The organism is Allorhizobium undicola ORS 992 = ATCC 700741 (assembly GCF_000621665.1).
GTDB classification, from domain to species: Bacteria; Pseudomonadota; Alphaproteobacteria; order Rhizobiales; family Rhizobiaceae; genus Allorhizobium; species Allorhizobium undicola.
Genome location: NZ_JHXQ01000008.1, coordinates 96,025 through 112,832 on the forward strand (window position 1 = coordinate 96,025; position 16,808 = coordinate 112,832).

The 16,808-nt window shown below is 59.5% G+C and carries 15 protein-coding genes; 7 read left to right on the forward strand and 8 right to left on the reverse strand.

What is annotated here, in order from left to right:
• Positions 1-7 precede the first annotated feature (7 nt).
• The 4 genes from T424_RS0110645 to T424_RS0110660 form a co-directional block, all read right to left on the reverse strand.
• On the reverse strand, positions 8-1,621 hold the full coding sequence (locus T424_RS0110645; protein WP_245269517.1) for a type II and III secretion system protein family protein: 1,614 nt from the start codon (positions 1,619-1,621) through the stop codon (positions 8-10).
• Positions 1,618-2,433, reverse strand: coding sequence for a Flp pilus assembly protein CpaB (cpaB, locus tag T424_RS0110650; protein WP_027487718.1), 816 nt, complete (start codon positions 2,431-2,433; stop codon positions 1,618-1,620). The genes T424_RS0110645 and cpaB overlap by 4 nt, the downstream gene beginning before the upstream one ends.
• A gap of 338 nt (positions 2,434-2,771) precedes the next feature.
• Positions 2,772-3,272, reverse strand: coding sequence for an A24 family peptidase (locus T424_RS0110655; RefSeq protein ID WP_027487719.1), 501 nt, complete (start codon positions 3,270-3,272; stop codon positions 2,772-2,774).
• A 20-nt stretch (positions 3,273-3,292) separates the two neighbouring features.
• Positions 3,293-4,117 carry a tetratricopeptide repeat protein gene (locus tag T424_RS0110660; protein WP_027487720.1) on the reverse strand — a complete coding sequence of 275 codons (825 nt, stop codon included), beginning with the start codon at positions 4,115-4,117 and terminating at the stop codon, positions 3,293-3,295.
• Positions 4,118-4,464: 347 nt separating this feature from the next.
• Between T424_RS0110660 and T424_RS0110665 the strand changes: the two genes are divergently transcribed.
• The 7 genes from T424_RS0110665 (at position 4,465) to lepA (ending at position 12,523) form a co-directional block, all read left to right on the forward strand.
• Positions 4,465-5,853 (forward strand): leucyl aminopeptidase family protein, encoded by a 1,389-nt coding sequence (locus tag T424_RS0110665; protein ID WP_027487721.1) that lies wholly within the window; start codon positions 4,465-4,467, stop codon positions 5,851-5,853.
• Positions 5,854-6,465: 612 nt separating this feature from the next.
• The gene (locus T424_RS0110680; RefSeq protein ID WP_027487723.1) at positions 6,466-7,128 is read left to right on the forward strand and encodes a YceI family protein; all 663 of its coding nucleotides are present in this window, start codon (positions 6,466-6,468) and stop codon (positions 7,126-7,128) included.
• A 203-nt stretch (positions 7,129-7,331) separates the two neighbouring features.
• The gene (locus T424_RS0110685) at positions 7,332-8,660 is read left to right on the forward strand and encodes a cytochrome b/b6 domain-containing protein (protein ID WP_027487724.1); all 1,329 of its coding nucleotides are present in this window, start codon (positions 7,332-7,334) and stop codon (positions 8,658-8,660) included.
• A gap of 153 nt (positions 8,661-8,813) precedes the next feature.
• Complete coding sequence (locus tag T424_RS0110690) at positions 8,814-9,164, forward strand: MarR family transcriptional regulator (RefSeq protein ID WP_027487725.1); 351 nt, start codon at positions 8,814-8,816, stop codon at positions 9,162-9,164.
• A gap of 1 nt (position 9,165) precedes the next feature.
• Entirely contained in the window at positions 9,166-10,056 is an 891-nt protein-coding gene (locus T424_RS0110695) for a C40 family peptidase (RefSeq protein ID WP_027487726.1), read from the forward strand.
• Positions 10,057-10,129: 73 nt separating this feature from the next.
• A complete protein-coding gene (locus tag T424_RS20755; protein ID WP_037067395.1) occupies positions 10,130-10,507 on the forward strand; it encodes a hypothetical protein in 378 nt (125 codons plus the stop codon).
• A gap of 195 nt (positions 10,508-10,702) precedes the next feature.
• Positions 10,703-12,523, forward strand: a complete 1,821-nt coding sequence (gene lepA, locus T424_RS0110710) for a translation elongation factor 4 (protein WP_027487727.1) — start codon at positions 10,703-10,705, stop codon at positions 12,521-12,523.
• 353 nt (positions 12,524-12,876) lie between these two features.
• On the opposite strand, the gene T424_RS0110715 is transcribed toward lepA, so the two are convergent.
• From T424_RS0110715 to fabA, 4 genes are all read right to left on the reverse strand, one after another.
• Complete coding sequence (locus tag T424_RS0110715) at positions 12,877-13,374, reverse strand: acyl-CoA thioesterase (RefSeq protein ID WP_027487728.1); 498 nt, start codon at positions 13,372-13,374, stop codon at positions 12,877-12,879.
• A gap of 611 nt (positions 13,375-13,985) precedes the next feature.
• The gene (gene fabI, locus T424_RS0110720; protein ID WP_027487729.1) at positions 13,986-14,792 is read right to left on the reverse strand and encodes an enoyl-ACP reductase FabI; all 807 of its coding nucleotides are present in this window, start codon (positions 14,790-14,792) and stop codon (positions 13,986-13,988) included.
• Between the two features lie 6 nt (positions 14,793-14,798).
• Positions 14,799-16,022, reverse strand: coding sequence for a beta-ketoacyl-ACP synthase I (gene fabB / locus T424_RS0110725; RefSeq protein WP_027487730.1), 1,224 nt, complete (start codon positions 16,020-16,022; stop codon positions 14,799-14,801).
• Between the two features lie 36 nt (positions 16,023-16,058).
• Positions 16,059-16,574, reverse strand: coding sequence for a 3-hydroxyacyl-[acyl-carrier-protein] dehydratase FabA (fabA, locus tag T424_RS0110730; RefSeq protein ID WP_027487731.1), 516 nt, complete (start codon positions 16,572-16,574; stop codon positions 16,059-16,061).
• Positions 16,575-16,808 lie beyond the last annotated feature (234 nt).

Sequence of the window (16,808 nt, forward strand, 5' to 3'; positions counted from 1 at the left end):
GCGGGCCTCACTTGTAGATAAAGCCGACCGTGCCGTGATAGGCCCCCGTGGCAGGGGTATCCTTGCGGCCGTAGACCTTGTTGACGCGGTTGAGAAAATAAAGGGCGCCGTCATTCGTCGGGCTGAAATTGTCATCCGGCTTGGCAAGCTGGTTGCGCGCCACCGGGCGCACCAGATAGGGCGTGGCGATGATGACCAGTTCGGTCTCGTTGCGCACGAAGTCCTTGCTGCGGAACAGCGTGCCGAAGATCGGGATTTTCGAAATCCCCGGCAGGCCGGACATGGCCTGGCGAACATTGTCCTGCACCAGACCGGCAATCACGATGGACCCGCCGGAGGGAAGCTCTACCGTCGTGGAGGCTTCGCGCTTGCGGATCGACATATAGGTCTGGCCGGGAATGGAGGCCTTGGTATTGCCGGTGACGACGGACCCCTCATAGGTCGGCTCCGAGACATCGGTTTCAATGGCAAGGCTGATGCGGCCCGGCGAAAGGACCACAGGGCGGAAATTGAGCTGGATGCCGTAATCCACCGTGGAGGTGGTGCGGTTCACGGTGGTTTCGCCGGTGGTGCTGTCCGTGGATATTTCCTGGCCAGCCGCCAGCCGGTATTCGCCTCCGACATAGAATTTTGCCTGTTCGCCGGAAATGGCCGTCAGGCTCGGTTCGGCCAGCGTGCGCATCACGCCCGCCTGTTCCATGGCGTTGACATAGGCGGAAATGCCGAAATTGCCGAAGGATTTGGAAATCGCCGCCGTGCCGCCCACATCCACGGCATTGCCGAGATTGGAAGGGTTGGCGTAGGAAATACCGCTTGTGCCATCGCTGGCGGAGGCGGAAAAGCCAAGCTGTTTCAGCACCTGACGGCTGACTTCGGCCACAGTGACCTTCAGCGTCACCTGATCCTCGCCCTCGATGGTCAGCATGTTGACGATCTGCGAGGTCTGGCGGGTTTCGGCATAGATGGCGACGGCACCGTCGCCGCTGCTGGAACTGGTGGCGGTTTCGCCGCGCGTGGTGGCTTCACCGCCTTGCAGGAAGGCCTTGGCAAGGCTGACGGCGCGGGAGGAATCCTGCGGGGTGCGCACGGTGCCGCTCAGCACCACGTTATCCGAGATGATTTCCACCTTGATGTCGCTATCGGGAATGAAACGCTTGAGATTGTCCTGCAAGCCTTCGATGTCGCGTTCGATCTGAAGGTCGAGGCTGACGATCTCGCGGCCATCTTCGCCGAAGATGAAAATATTCGTCTGCCCCACCTTCTTGCCGAAGAGATAGATCCGGCGCGATGTACGGGTAACGCCATCGGCAATTTCGGGATCGGCCACCAGAATGTCGTGGGCGTCCTGCGGCAGGTCTACCACCACGGCCTTGTTGAGGCCGAGCTTGACGGAGCGGCGGGCGCCCGGCCCGCTTTGGCTGATGCGGATAAGGCTTTCGCTGGCGGCCTCGGCCCGGCCCGCTTCCGGCGAAAAGGCGGGATTTGCACCGGGAATCCCGGCGGCGGCAAGGCAGACCGACAAGAGCAGGCGCGCCACGGTCCGTCCGATCCCGGCAGGATGGCGGCCGGTGGCAGACTGGCTGGCGGATTGGGGCGCGGGCATGGCAGGCTCCGTTTTCATTGCTTGCTTTCTCCGGAGGCTTTGACGATCTGACCGGCCTTGATAACCTGGACCTGAGCGCCACCCACCTCGCCGGACAGCAGGTGTTCGGCGGCGCGGGTATCCTGTTCCTGGGCGTCCGCCACCGATCTCAGCGCCAGCGAAAGACGTTCCGCCACCTGCTGGGCCGCAGCCAGCACCTTGGCCTGTTCGGGGGTGAGTTCCAGCGTGGCAGTGGTGCCAAGCACCGTCTTGGTCCCGTCGTTCTTTTCCTCGATCTGCTGGTCGATTGCCAGCACGCGGATATTGGCGAGGATCGTGTCGGTCTGGTGAATATCGCTGCTGTTGCCGCCCTTGCGCACCATGATGACATCCACCCGGTCATTGGGCAGGATGAAGCCGCCCGCACCTGTGGCCACGGTGATTTCGGTCGAAACCGCCCGCTTGCCCGAAGGCAGAAGAGCGGAAAGAATACGGCTGGAAGAATCGGCGATCTTCTCAAGCCGCAGCGGCTCGCCTTCGAAAATCGGCATTCTGACGATGGCGCCGTCAAGCTCCTTGATCGCATCGGGGCGGTCGGGTTCGGTAATCAGGCCCTGGACAAGATCGCTCTTGGGCCATTCCATCCAGCGCACGGTCTTTTCATTGAGTCTTGAGCCCACCGGCAGGCTTGAGCCCGCCACCAGAACCTTGACCGATGGGGCTTTTTCCACCACGGGCTCGCTTTGCTGCACCACGACCTGCGAAGGCGTGCGCATACTCGTGGCCAGAAGACCGGCAAGACCGGCAGCAGCCACGGCAACGACGAGAACAAGGACTCGCGCGGGTTTCATTCTTCTTCCCCGGATGAACAGGATTCGTCCGCGAAGAAGAACAGAAATTGGTGTAATTATAGTTAACGTGGCGCTTACGAGTTTGGTTAACAAAGACTAACATGCTGAAATTCCGGCGAAAGCTCGCAGCCTTGCCTGAGAATGGATTCCTTGAGATGGCACAAGATTCGTAAAAGCCGAAGACCGGCATGGTGCGCGGGCCTTGCTCTTCGCGTAGGCCTGAACGTGCTACTGCATAATTCCTTACATCGGAATCGATTTAAGGTGAAAATTATGCGGCAGATTCGGAGTGTTACAGCGTCCTTTGTGCGTTTGTTAAAACGCACGGCGCTGTATGTTCACACCGGAAGCGCGTCGATCACGCTGATGTGTCGCAGGCTTAAAAGCCCGGCGGCGGCGATGGCAATGCCATAGGGAACCTTGTTTTCATGCAGCAGCGAATGCGGCAGGCGCAGGCCGGATGCAGCAATACGCGCCTTCTGGCTGCGCAGCACGAGAAGAAGCAGCGTCAGCACGCCGCCGCACAGCGCAACATTTATCAGAAAGGCGAAAAGACCCGCGCCAAAGCCAAACCAGGGGGCGGCCGCGGCAAGCAGCTTCGCATCTCCGCCGCCCATGGCATTGAGAATGAACAGGAGAAAACACCCGGCCAGCACGGCAAGGCCCGCGGCGAGCGCAAGGCCGATCTGCGAAAGTCCGAGCCCCTGATAAAGAGCGGCTGCGAAGAAGCCCGCCAGCACGATGGCGGGAATGGTGTTGGGAATTTTCATCCCGGCAAGATCGGTGAAAGCCGCCACCACGAGGCAGAGGGGAAAAATCGCAAACAGCGCCAGCGACATGAGTGTCCGGACCTCCGCTATCAATTGGCGGCAGGCTTGGCGCTGTCGCGGGCGGCCAATTGCTTCCAGCTATTCTGCTGGCCCATCATGGCGCGCAGATAGGCGAGGTTTGCGGCGGCCTGCTGCGGCGAAAGCTCTTGTGCGGCAATGCGTTCGGCCTCGTCATACCGGCCCTGAAGGCCCACCACCAGCGCCAGATTCTGCCGTACGCGGCTTTCGGCAGCAGGTTGCGCAAGGGCGCTGCGCAGATAGGTTTCAGCCGTCTTCAGGTCGCCCGTCAGCACATAGGACATGCCGAGATTGGACAGGACGGAAGGCTCGTTAGGCTGCAATTGCAGCGCCTGCTGGTAGGCGGCGCGGGCCTCGCCGCTGCGGCCCATCTGGTCCAGCACGGCGCCCTGCGCGGAATAGAGTTTCCAGTCCGGCCGGTCGGGCGTTTGCGCCCGTGTAATGGTGGTGAGGGCCTGATCGAGCTGCCCGGCTGCGGCCTGGGCCTTGCCATAGGCGGCAAGGACCTGCCGGTCGGTGGGATTGGCAATGGCGATCTGCTGCATGACCGCCAGTGCCTGACTGCTTCGACCGTTCATTTGCAGCACATTGGCATAGGCCATGCCGATGGCGGGATTTTTCGGGCTTTTCTCATAGGCGCGGCCCATGCTTTCCATGCTGGCGGAAAGCTCGGCAGCACTCATCTGCTCCAGCGGCCGTGTGCCTGCCGAGGGAATGGAGCCGGTGGCCATGCGGTCGGTGCGGGCGGTGGTATTGCAGCCGGCAAGCGTAAGCGCGGCTGCCGCCAGCAAGGCAGCGCCAAGCAGGCGATGCCCCGTGGTCCGGGACGGTCGCAACGCGGCACCGCACCGCTGAGCGCCTTTCGATCCCGTTGAATGAAACCGGCGCTCGAGGGGGCTCTTCTTGAGCCATGCTCCCGGCCACAGTCGCAAAGCGGTCGAATTAGGCCCTGAATGCCCGAGAAAAGAAATGCCTGCCATGCCGATCCCCGAATCGCCGGGATTGCGCGCGCAATCCGTATGACTCAGCAATATTCTGTTAACCCTAACGGATCGTTAACGATCTATTTCAGCACGCCTGCTCCACGGTTTGGACTTCCTTCAGGAACAGAAGGTAAAGTGCGCTCAAACACTTTCCACAACCGGCATCTGCCGGACTTCCGAGGTCAGGACAAAAGACGATCATGGCGCAGTATGAATATTTCCAGAGATCCTCTCCCTTTTTCACCAAGGGCGGCAAGAGCCTGCCTATCTTTGCCGTAACGCCTGCCCATATCGAAACGGCCACCATCGATCCCGTCGCGCTGGATTGGGCGCGCAAGGCGGGATACAAGGCCGAAACCGGATCGATGCTGCTCATCCCCACCAGCGACGGCCATCTTGGCGGTGCGCTTTTCGGGCTTGGCGCGCATCCGGCGGAAAATCCCTTCCTGACGGGCAAGCTTGCCCGCAGCCTGCCCGCGGGCGACTGGCACATTGAGACGGCGCCGCTGACGGCCAACCGTCTCATCCTGGGCTTTGGTCTGGGAAGTTATCGGTTCGACCGTTACAAGAGCGACAAGGGCGACATGCCTCGCCTGCTCATTCCCGCTGATGCCGATGCAAACGAGATGAAGCGGCAACTGGCCGGGGTTTTTCTGGCCCGCGACCTCATCAACACCCCGACCAACGACATGGGACCGGACAATCTGGAAAAGGCCTTCCGGGCGCTGGCCGACCACTACAAGGCAGAGGTCTCGGTCATAACGGGCGAAAACCTGTTGACCCATAATTTCCCGCTCGTGCATACGGTTGGCCGCGCCAGCAGCCAGGCGCCGCGCCTGATGGAGCTGCGCTGGGGCAAGAAAGGCCATAAAAAGGTAACGCTGGTCGGCAAGGGCGTGTGCTTCGATACCGGCGGACTGGACATCAAGCCATCTTCCTCCATGGCGCTGATGAAAAAGGACATGGGGGGCGCCGCCAATGTCATGGGGCTTGCGCTGATGATCATGGACGCCAAGCTGAAGGTGGATCTGCGGGTCATCATCCCCACGGTGGAGAATTCCATCGCTGGCAATGCTTTCCGTCCCGGTGACATTTACCCCAGCCGCAAGGGGCTGACGGTGCAGATCGACAATACCGATGCGGAGGGACGCCTGATTCTGGCCGATGCCCTGACCTATGCCGACGAAGACCAGCCGGACCTCCTCATCGACATGGCCACATTGACCGGGGCGGCGCGCGTGGCGCTTGGCCCGGATCTGCCCGCCTTCTTCAGCAATGACGACGAACTGGCCTACGAGATTTCCGAGGCAAGCCTTGAAACCGACGACCCGGTCTGGCGGCTGCCTTTGTTCGCTGGCTATGAAAAAATGCTGAAAACCCAGATTGCCGACCTCACCAACGCCCCATCCGGCGGCATGGCGGGGGCGATCACGGCAGCGCTGTTCCTCAAGCGCTTCGTGACCAATACCACCAACTGGGCGCATTTCGATATTTTCGGCTGGTCATCGCAGGAGCGTCCGCACGCCCCGGTCGGTGGCGAGGCCCAGGCCATCCGCGCCCTTTACCGGCATATTTCGAATTTGGGGTAAAAGCATTTTCAGGAAAAGTGGCCGCCGGTTTTCCGTCCGGAAATGCGTGAAGGAAATGCATTTTCAGGAAAAGTGGCCGCCGGTTTTCCGTCCGGAAATGCGTGAAGGAAATGCATTTCCAGGAAAAGTGGTTGCCGGTTTTCCGTTCGAAAATGCCCGTGCTGCGTCAGCCGATGAAAATGAGAGGCGGTTCCAAATGTCTGGAGCCGCCTTTTTCCTTGGTGGGGCAGAACGGCATTTCCAAGGGGTGCGGCTTCGAAACCGGCTTTGACAGTCTGTTCTCTGATTATTGACAGTGGTCTCTCCGCGGTGCGGCGCAGCATCCGGCTTGCAACCGCCTCCGGGACTATAGCCGGCTTCGCATACGGCTCCGGTTGCCGGAGCATGGCGCAAAACCCTTATAATGCAGGGTAGATGAGAAGACATTGAATAATAGAAATTCTGACCATTCTCCTTTTGCGCGCGTCAATTTCAAGACCACTATAAATGTTATAATTATCAATCGTTTCACCTTCGACGCCGCGAGGGGTTCCCGTTCAATTTTTCTTCAGTTTACAGTGAGCTTTTCATTTCCAATCTATTTCGAGCAACAGCAATTGGAGCGATATATTTATGCGTAATATTCGAAATATTGTCCTCTCCTGCGCCGCCCTTGTTGGCGTTTGCGGATTGACATTACCTTCTGCCGCCATGGCCGAGGATGCCAAGGCCGCCGCAGGCGTTTACAAGCTGGATCCGACGCATACCGCCCTTTTGTGGTCGGTCCGGCATAATGGCATATCGAATTACACGGCCCGCTTCGGCAAGGTCGAGGCCACCTTGAAGCTCGACCCCGCCCGCATTGAAAGCTCGAAGATCGAGGTCAGCATCGATCCGACCTCCGTCGATGTGCCTTATCCGGCTGACTACAAGGGCAGCCATGCCAATTCGCCCTATGCCAGCTGGCCCGAGGAAATCAGCCGCAACGAAAAAATGCTGAATAGCGACAAATTTCCCAAGATCACCTTCACCTCCACGTCCGTGAAGCGCACCGGCGACAACACCGCCGATGTCACGGGCGACCTGACCTTTCTGGGTGTCACCAAGCCCGTCACACTGAAGGCAAAGCTGGAAGGCGCGCTGGACAGCCACCCCTTCGCCGGCGTGCCGGCCGTGGCCTTCGCAGCCGAAGGAACCTTCGACCGGACCACCTTCGGTCAGCCGGTGGGCTTTGTCGGAAAGGATGTCACGATCCGCTTCGACGGTGAATTCATTCAGGATCCGCAGGCCAAGTAATATCCTGACCGAGCCACTCGAAAAGGGAAGCGGCGGCAATTTCTTCCGCTCTTCTTCTTCATTGCGAATGCAGTTGCATTTTCTACTCCCTTGAAAAATGCGGCGGCTTGAGCGCGCGCCCCCGAAGCACTCCCGTTTCGGGGGCGCGCAGTCGTTCCTGCCGCAATGCCCCCACCTGAAACGCTGCCCCGGAAGGCCCGATCATGAACATGCAGCATCGCCCCGCACTTTCCCGTCCGGACCGCGCCACCCGCTACAGCCTGGTGGCCATTGCCCTGCACTGGACCATTGCGCTCCTGATCGTTTCCATGATCCCGATGGGATGGTGGATGGTCCGGGCCATTTCCCGCCCTGAAAGCCAGCAGCTTGCCTACCAGCTTTTCCAGCTGCACAAATCCATCGGCTTCGCAATTCTGGCGCTGACACTGCTGCGCATCCTGTGGCGGCTTACCCACCGTCCACCGCCCATGCCCGACGGCATGAAACCATGGGAACGCTTTCTGGCCCATGCCACGCATATGGCCTTTTATGCCTTCATGCTGGCCTTGCCGCTGACGGGCTGGCTTTATGTCTCCTCAGGCTGGGCAATTGCCACCGACAAGCCTCTGGAGGTCGCCACATCCTGGTTTGGCCTCTTCACCATTCCGCACCTGCCCGGCCTTGAGGGCAATCGCGCCGTGGCCTTTGGCGCCATGGGCGCCCATGCCTGGATGGCCTATGGCGGGACGGTGCTGATCTGTCTTCATGCCGGTGCCGCGCTCAAGCATCATTTCATCGAGCGCGACGGTGTGCTGGCGCAGATGCTGCCATTGCTGCGGCAAAAAATGATAGCCAGCAGCGCTGGTCAGCACGGCCGCCCTGCGGTCATTGCCGGTTTCGCCGCCATTCTCTGTCTGGGGCTTGCCGGCGGCCTGAGCAATCGTCCCGGCCCCCTGTCGCTGCTTGAAAGCGAAGCATTGGCGCCTGCCACCACGGACGCTCCCGTCAATGCACCGGCAACGCCGGTTTCTGCCTCTCATGCTTCGGCGACCGCTCCGCTCTGGACCGTGGTCAAGGCGCAATCCAGCATCGGTTTCAGCGGCACTCATGCAGGCAAGGCCTTTACCGGCCGCTTCGACGACTGGAGCGCTGAAATCCATTTCGACCCCGCCCGCCTCGATGCCTCCGGCGCTACGGTGACGGTGAAGACCCTCTCGGCCAGGACGGGCGATCCGACGCAGGAAGGTTCTCTCAAAAATGGCGAATGGTTCAATTCCGCCCGCTTCCCGGATGCGGTCTTCACCACCACTGCCATTCGCTCCCTCGGTCAGGACCGCTATGAGGCCGAGGGAACGCTGAGCGTGAAGAACAAGCCCGTGCCGGTGCTGCTGCCGTTCAGTTTGCGCATGACCGGTGGGAAGGCGCATATGGAAGGCAGGCTCCAGCTTTCGCGAGAGGCGCTCAATCTGGGCATGTTCTCCGACCCCGCCGCCGAATGGGTGTCGAAGCTGATCGATGTGAGCATTACCGTCGAGGCCGAGCGCGCCGGTTGATGATGCGGGCCTCTTATACCAAGGGTCATGTTCAATAACCCTTGATATTGCCGCTTGCTTGCTGCTGCGCAAAACCCTTGCGCCGCGGCCTTGCGTGGGTCACTATGAAACGGATACGAAACGACGAAAGCGTTGCGATGATCCGGTCAGATCATGCCTCTTGATCCCACCCCTACGGCAGCACTTGGGCTATGGCACCATGTGACGCTGTTGCAGGTCAAGGACGATGCACGCGACCTGACGCTGCGCCAGCTCGCTATTCTGCTGCATGTTTACCTCGTGCCACCACCGCATACGGTGCGCGGCCTTGCGGGCACGCTGAACGTCACCAAGCCGGTCATTACCCGCGCCCTCAACACCATGGGCGAGATGGGGCTGGTGGACCGGGTTCGTGACGATCTGGATCGCCGCAATGTACTGGTCAAGCGCACGGTTGCCGGTGCATTATATCTTGAAAAGCTGGGCGATCTGATTATCCAGCAGGCCCGGATGATGAGAGGCTGAGATGACGATAACCCTAGACCGGCGGCTGAATGCCTTTCGCCCGGACCTTGCCGAATGTGCCCTTGAGGGTCTGGTCGAGGCCAAGCAATTCACGGCGGGAACGGCGGCGCGGATGGCTGCGCCCGTAACACCCCTGCGCCGCCGGCCAGACCGCGATGCCGGGATCGATACCGAAATCCTGATGGGGGAGGCTGTGACGGTGCTTGACCGCGCCGATGGCTGGGCCTGGGTCAAGGCAGCATCGGACGGCTATGTCGGCTATGTGCCGGAGGCCACAATTTCGGCGGCCCCACTGGCGGCGGCCCCACTGGCGGCGGAAAGCGCCCCCACCCATATTCTCGCCGTGCCGCGCAGTTTTCTTTATACCGGGCCGGATCTTCGCTTTCCCAATTCCACTGCAATCTCCATGGGCAGCCGTTTTGCCGTGGTCGGCGAGGCAGAAACGCGCGGCACGCGCTATTTTGCGCTATCCGATGGCTCATTCGTCATTGCCGCCCATTGCCAGCCAGTGGACCAGCCGGTGGAAACCGATTTCGTGGCGCTTGCCGCACGGTTTCTGGAAACGCCTTATCTCTGGGGCGGGCGTTCCGGCTTTGGCATCGATTGTTCCGGCCTCGTCCAGCTTTGTCTGCTGATGACCGGCAAACACGCGCCACGCGACACCGACATGCAATATGCGAGCCTCGGAGAGCCCATCGCCCGCGAGGCTCTTTGCCGGGGAGACCTTGTATTCTGGAAGGGTCATGTGGCGATCATGGAAGATGAGGACACCATTCTTCATGCCAATGGCCACACCATGACGGTCGCCCGCGAGGGTTTTGAAGACGCCGTTAGCCGCATAGGCTGGCTTTACGATCAGCCGACCGGCTATCGCAGGCTTCGGGCATCATAGTGTCGCCTTTCGCATAAGCCCTGCCCTTCCGCTTCACCTTTTCAATCCCCATATGGGAGTGAGGAGATTGACGATGCAAAAAACAATCCTGACCCTGACCGTTCTGCTGCTTGGTGCCGGAATGCCGCTTGCCGCAAGCGCAACGGACGCCGCCACACCGAAGGTAAAAAGCTGGGCCGTGCCCTCCACGCCCTATCAGGACTTGCCGGGCGTGCGCTCGCAGGATGAGGTCAACCGGCAAAAGCTGCGATCCAGCTATAATTGCAGCAGCGAGACACAGCTTATGCAAGGCAGGGGTACGCGGGATTTTCACTATCTCGGCTCCGGTATGCCGCGCACCGTCTATAGCTGCACCACCGAGGACGGCGTGACCTTCAGCGGCACGGCCACGCCCAATGTGACCGGCGAATGGATCCCCGGCATCAACCCTCGTGACGATGTGGGCCGGTAAGCCAATTGTCTTGCGTCTGACGGCTTTTCAGACGGAATGATATTTGCACGGTTTGCCCGCAAATGCGGGCTTTCCTTTTTCGCTTTCCCACGGAAAACCGCTTCACACTTTTCCTGGAAATGCGGGCTTTCTTTTTTCGCTTTCCTACGGAAAACCGCTTCACACTTTTCCTGGAAATGCTCTATATGCCCAATCATGAGCACACAAAATCGCACGCCGCTTGACCATATCCGCAATTTTTCCATCGTGGCCCATATCGACCACGGGAAATCGACGCTGGCCGATCGCCTGATTCAGACATGCGGCGGCCTGGCCGAGCGTGAGATGAGCGAGCAGGTGCTTGATAGCATGGATATCGAGCGCGAGCGCGGCATCACCATCAAGGCCCAGACCGTGCGTCTGCACTATAAGGCCAATGATGGCGACACTTATGTGCTGAACCTCATCGATACGCCCGGCCATGTTGACTTTGCCTATGAAGTGTCGCGCTCGCTTTCAGCTTGCGAAGGCTCGCTTCTGGTGGTGGATGCCTCGCAGGGCGTGGAAGCGCAGACGCTGGCTAATGTCTATCAGGCTATCGACAACAATCACGAGTTGGTGACGGTCCTCAACAAGGTGGATTTGCCCGCCGCCGAACCGGACCGGATCAAGGAGCAGATCGAAGAGGTCATCGGCATCGATGCCTCGGACGCGGTGCTGATTTCGGCCAAGACCGGCCTCGGCATCCCGGATGTGCTGGAAGCCATCGTGCAGAAGTTGCCCGCTCCGAAGACCGGCGATGAGAAAGCCCCCTTGAAGGCCCTTCTCGTCGATAGCTGGTACGATACCTATCTCGGCGTCATGGTTCTGGTGCGCGTCATCGACGGCGTGCTGTCCAAGGGCCAGCAGATCCGCATGATGGGCACCGGCGCCCGTTACGGTGTGGAGCGCGTCGGCATTCTCACGCCGAAAATGGTCAATGTCGATAGCCTGGGCCCCGGCGAAATCGGTTTCATCACCGCCTCCATCAAGGAAGTGGCCGATACGCGCGTCGGCGATACCATTACCGATGACAAGCGCCCGACGGAAAAGGCGCTGCCCGGCTTCAAGCCTGCCCAGCCCGTGGTGTTCTGCGGCCTGTTCCCCGTCGATGCCGCCGATTTCGAGGATTTGCGCGCCGCCATGGGCAAGCTGCGCCTCAACGACGCCAGCTTCTCCTTCGAGATGGAATCGTCTGCCGCGCTCGGCTTCGGCTTCCGTTGCGGCTTCCTTGGTCTTCTGCATCTGGAAATCATTCAGGAGCGGCTGGAGCGGGAGTTCAATCTCGATCTCGTCGCCACCGCGCCCTCCGTCGTCTATCAGATGACCCTCACCGACGGCACGGAAAAAGAACTGCACAACCCCGCCGACATGCCCGACGTGGTGAAGATCGAGGAAATCCGCGAGCCCTGGATCAAGGCCACGATCATGACGCCGGATGAATATCTCGGTGGCATTCTCAAGCTCTGCCAGGACCGCCGCGGCATCCAGACGGAACTGACCTATGTCGGCAATCGCGCGATGATTACCTATGAGCTGCCGCTCAACGAGGTGGTCTTCGACTTTTATGACCGCCTGAAGTCGATTTCCAAGGGCTATGCCTCCTTCGACTACAACATCATGGATTACCGCGAGGGCGATCTCGTCAAGATGTCGATCCTCGTCAACGGCGATCCGGTGGATGCGCTGTCCATGCTTGTTCACCGCTCCGCAGCCGACCGCCGTGGCCGTGGCATGTGCGAAAAGCTGAAGGAACTGATTCCGCCGCACATGTTCCAGATCCCGATCCAGGCGGCCATCGGCGGCAAGGTCATTGCGCGCGAAACCGTGCGCGCCCTGCGCAAGGACGTGACCGCCAAGTGCTATGGCGGTGACGCCACCCGCAAGCGCAAGCTGCTGGACAAGCAGAAGGAAGGCAAGAAGCGGATGCGTCAATTCGGCAAGGTGGAGATCCCGCAGGAAGCCTTCATCGCCGCATTGAAGATGAACGACGAATAACACCAAGGGTCATTGAAAATAACCCCTGGTAATCCCCCTTCGAATAACTCAAGCCTCTGCGGCAGGTGAGATATTCATTCCTTCAAGGTGAGGATGCGTTCGCATCTTCGAGCCTTGGTATAATCCGCCGCGATGACGATCCAGTCAGCGTGATCCACGTTCGGAAATGCGGGAACCTAAAAGCTTGGAGCCTGTCCCGTGAAGCACTTCACCGGACAGGCTCTGAAAGCCCCTCGATTGCTCTACAGCGCCGTGCGTTTTATCAAACGCACAAAGGACGCTGTAACACTTTAAATCTGCTGCATAATTTTCACCTTAAATCGATTCCGATTTAAGGAATTATGCAGCAGATCTCAGTCTGCCGCGCTCGGGCTCTTGAGTTCGGCATGGCGCGCTTCGATCTCCTGACGCAATGCGCGTCTTGCCTGCGCTGCCTGGGCGCGTCGCTGCTTGGCGGCGGTGTCCAGAATCAATTCCGGAACGGCGATGGGCTTGCCCGCCTCATCCACCGCCACCATGGTGAAATAACAGCTATTGGTGTGGCGCCTTGCGCCGGTGCGAATATCTTCCGCCTCGACGCGAATGCCAATTTCCATTGACGTCCGTCCGGCATGGTTGACGCTGGCGCGGAAGGTGACAAGTTCACCCACATGGATCGGCTGCCGGAACATCACCTGATCGACGGAAAGCGTTACGGCGTAATGCTGCGAAAATCGGGAGGCGCAGGAATAGGCCACGCGGTCCAATATGTTCAACAGCGCGCCGCCATGAACCTTCCCGGAGAAATTCGCCATGTCAGGTGTCATCAACACCACCATTTCGAGCTGGCTGGGGTCATGAGCGCGGTCCATCTGCCATCCTTTCCGGGAATTCAAAGCGGGTTTACCGGCTTATACATCCCATGTGATGAGAAATTGCAAACCGCTATCGGGAAAGTCTGAACGATCGGAGTAAGCACAGAGAGTAAGCTTCACTCTTCACAGCCCGCCGCCTGTAAAGACAGACATGTCCGGTGGATACGCATCGCGTTTGCTTTTACGCAATTCCTGACCAAAAACCGGTCTCCACGTTTACTGAACATGCTTTTGCGTGATTCTATCAAGCACACGACGCTGTCAGAAATTATGCAGTAGACCCGGACTTTTTCCGGGATTGCGTGGCGGAATAGTTTCGCTAACTTGTCTGTGAAAGCTTCAGTTGGCCCGTGAAACACGGATGCGCATTCTGTTGGAGGACAGCGATCGTGCATCCGTGTTTCCGGAGAGCGGACAAAGCTTCAAACCCACAATACAAAACTTGAAATGCCGCGCGATTTCCAGAGCATAATCCGACCGGAGTGAAACGAGGATCGGCAAGATTATACTTCAAAAAGAAAGTTTTAGAGCGCTGATCTGATTCAATCAGATCGAAATGCGCTCTTAAACCACGCGGCACGGTTCGAGTCACTCAGGGCGAGAAGAGGTCAGTCCGCATCCGAATTCAGCAAGACCTCGAGCGTCGGCAGCGAGGTGATGTTGTAGCCGCCATCGACGTAATGCACCTCGCCCGTCACGCCTGCCGAAAGGTCGGACAGCAGATAGAGCGCGGAGCCGCCAATGTCGCTGATGGTCGGCGTGCGACGCAGCGGTGCGTTCTTCTGGTTCCAGGTGAAGATGGCGCGGGCATCGGAAATTCCGGCTCCCGCCAGCGTCCGCACCGGTCCAGCCGAAATCGCATTGACCCGGATACCGCGCGGACCGTAATCGGCTGCGAGATAGCGCATGGAGGATTCGAGCGCAGCCTTGGCGACACCCATGACGTTGTAATTCGGAATGACCCGCATGGAGCCGCCATAGGTCAGCGTCAGCACCGAGCCGCCGTCATTCATCAGCTCTGCCGCGCGCTTGGTGATTTCCGTGAACGAGAAGCAGGAAATGACCATGGTACGGGTGAAATTGTCCCGCGTGGTCTCGGCATAAAGGCCCTTCAGCTCGTTCTTGTCGGAAAAGCCAATGGCGTGGACCACGAAATCCAGAGAGCCCCACCGCTCCTTGATCGCAGCAAAGGTAGCGTCTACCGAAGCCAGATCCTCGACGTCACAGGGCACCACGAAATCAGACCCGACCTCGGCCGCAAGCGGCTTTACCCGCTTGCCCAGCGCTTCGCCCTGATAGGTGAAGGCGAGTTCAGCGCCCGCATCGGCAAGGGCCTTTGAAATTCCCCAGGCGATGGAGTGATTGTTCGCGACCCCCATGATGAGGCCGCGCTTTCCTTGCATGGAAACGACCATGGAATTTTATCCGTTGTAGCGCTGGAAAACCAGCGTGGCGTTCGTACCGCCAAAGCCGAAGGAATTGGACAGGACGGTATCGATCCTGGCATTGTCGATGCGGCTGCGCACGACCGGAACGCCCTCGAATTCGGGATCGAGTTCCGTGATATGCGCGCTTTCACCGATAAAGCCCGCCTGCATCATCAGCAGACCGTAGATCGATTCCTGCACGCCGGCCGCACCGAGCGAGTGACCCGTGAGCGACTTGGTAGACTGGATATGCGGGATCCTGTCGCCGAAAACCGCGCGGATCGCGCCGATTTCCTTGCTATCGCCAACGGGCGTCGATGTGCCATGCGTGTTGATGTAGTCCACGTCGCCCTTTACGGTCGAAAGCGCCTGGCGCATACAGCGGATGGCACCTTCGCCGGACGGGGCAACCATGTCATAGCCGTCGGACGTCGCGCCATAGCCGACGACTTCGGCATAGATTTTCGCCCCGCGCGCCTTGGCATGTTCCAGCTCTTCCAGAACCAGAACCCCTGCGCCACCGGCAATCACGAAGCCGTCGCGATTTACATCATAGGCGCGCGACGCCGAAGAGGGCGTGTCGTTATACTTGGTGCTCATCGCGCCCATGGCGTCGAAGAGGTCGGACATGGTCCAGTCGAGATCCTCGTGACCGCCTGCAAACATCATGTCCTGCTTGCCCCACTGGATCATTTCCACGGCATTGCCGATGCAATGGGCAGAGGTGGAGCAGGCCGACGAGATGGAATAGTTGACGCCGTGCAGCTTGAACCAGGTGGCCAGCGTGGCGGACGCCGTGGACGACATGGCCTTCGGTACGGCAAAGGGGCCAATGCGCTTCGGGCTATTGTTCTGGCGCACGATGTCGGCGGCCTCGACGATCTGCTTTGTGGAAGCACCGCCCGATCCCATGATGATGCCGACACGCTCGTTGGCGGCATAATCCTTCTCTTCAAGTCCGGCATCGGCGATGGCCTGCTTCATGGCCACGTGGTTCCAGGCGCCGCCTTCGGAAAGGAAACGCATGGCGCGGCGATCGACCAGTTCCGTCGGGTCGAGCGAGGGCCGGCCCCAGACCTGGCATTTGAAGCCGTGTTCGGCGAAATCCGGCGACGCGGTGATGCCGGATTTGGCATGACGCAGCGATTCAGTGACTTCAGCCGCGTCGCTGCCAATGGAGGACACGATGCCAAGACCTGTTACGACAACCCGTCTCATAGTAATCGACCTTTGTTCTGACCTGGAATAAGCGTTTTACTCTGGCTTTTGCTGGAAAAGCCCGACGCGCAGATCGCTTGCCTTGTAAATAACTTCGCCATCCGCCTTCATCCAGCCATCGGCAATGCCCAGCACCAGACGGCCGCGCATGACGCGCTTGAAATCGATGCCATATTCGACAAGCTTGGTGGAGGGCGTGACCATGCCGGTAAACTTCACCTCACCGGTGGAGATGGCGCGGCCCTTGCCGGGCTCACCCAGCCAGCCGAGGAAAAAGCCCGTCAGCTGCCACATGGCGTCGAGACCAAGGCAGCCCGGCATGACGGGATCGCCGAGGAAGTGGCAGGGAAAGAACCACAGGTCCGGCTTGATGTCGAATTCGGCGCGAATGAAGCCCTTGTCATGCGGGCCGCCGGTTTCGGAAATCTCGGTGATGCGATCGAACATCAGCATGGGCGGCATGGGCAGCTGGGCATTGCCTTGCCCGAACATCTCGCCGCGTGCGCAGGTGAGGATTTCCTCGTAGTTGTAGCTGGACTGTCTTTGGCTCATCGAACTTTCAATTCTCCCCATCAGGCTCGTGGGTAAAGGAGACTTAAATCAATATCGCGGCAAAGAGAAGCCGACAGTCTTAAACCTGTCTGCACCCGCTGAATGCGGGCGCGCCACTTTCGCCACGCGCTGTTCGTCGCATTACAGGAACCATACCGCCATCACCAGAGGCAAAATGGTCTCAAACATCAAATCCAGAGGCTTTCTCTAGGTCATATGCCCTCGGGGCCTATT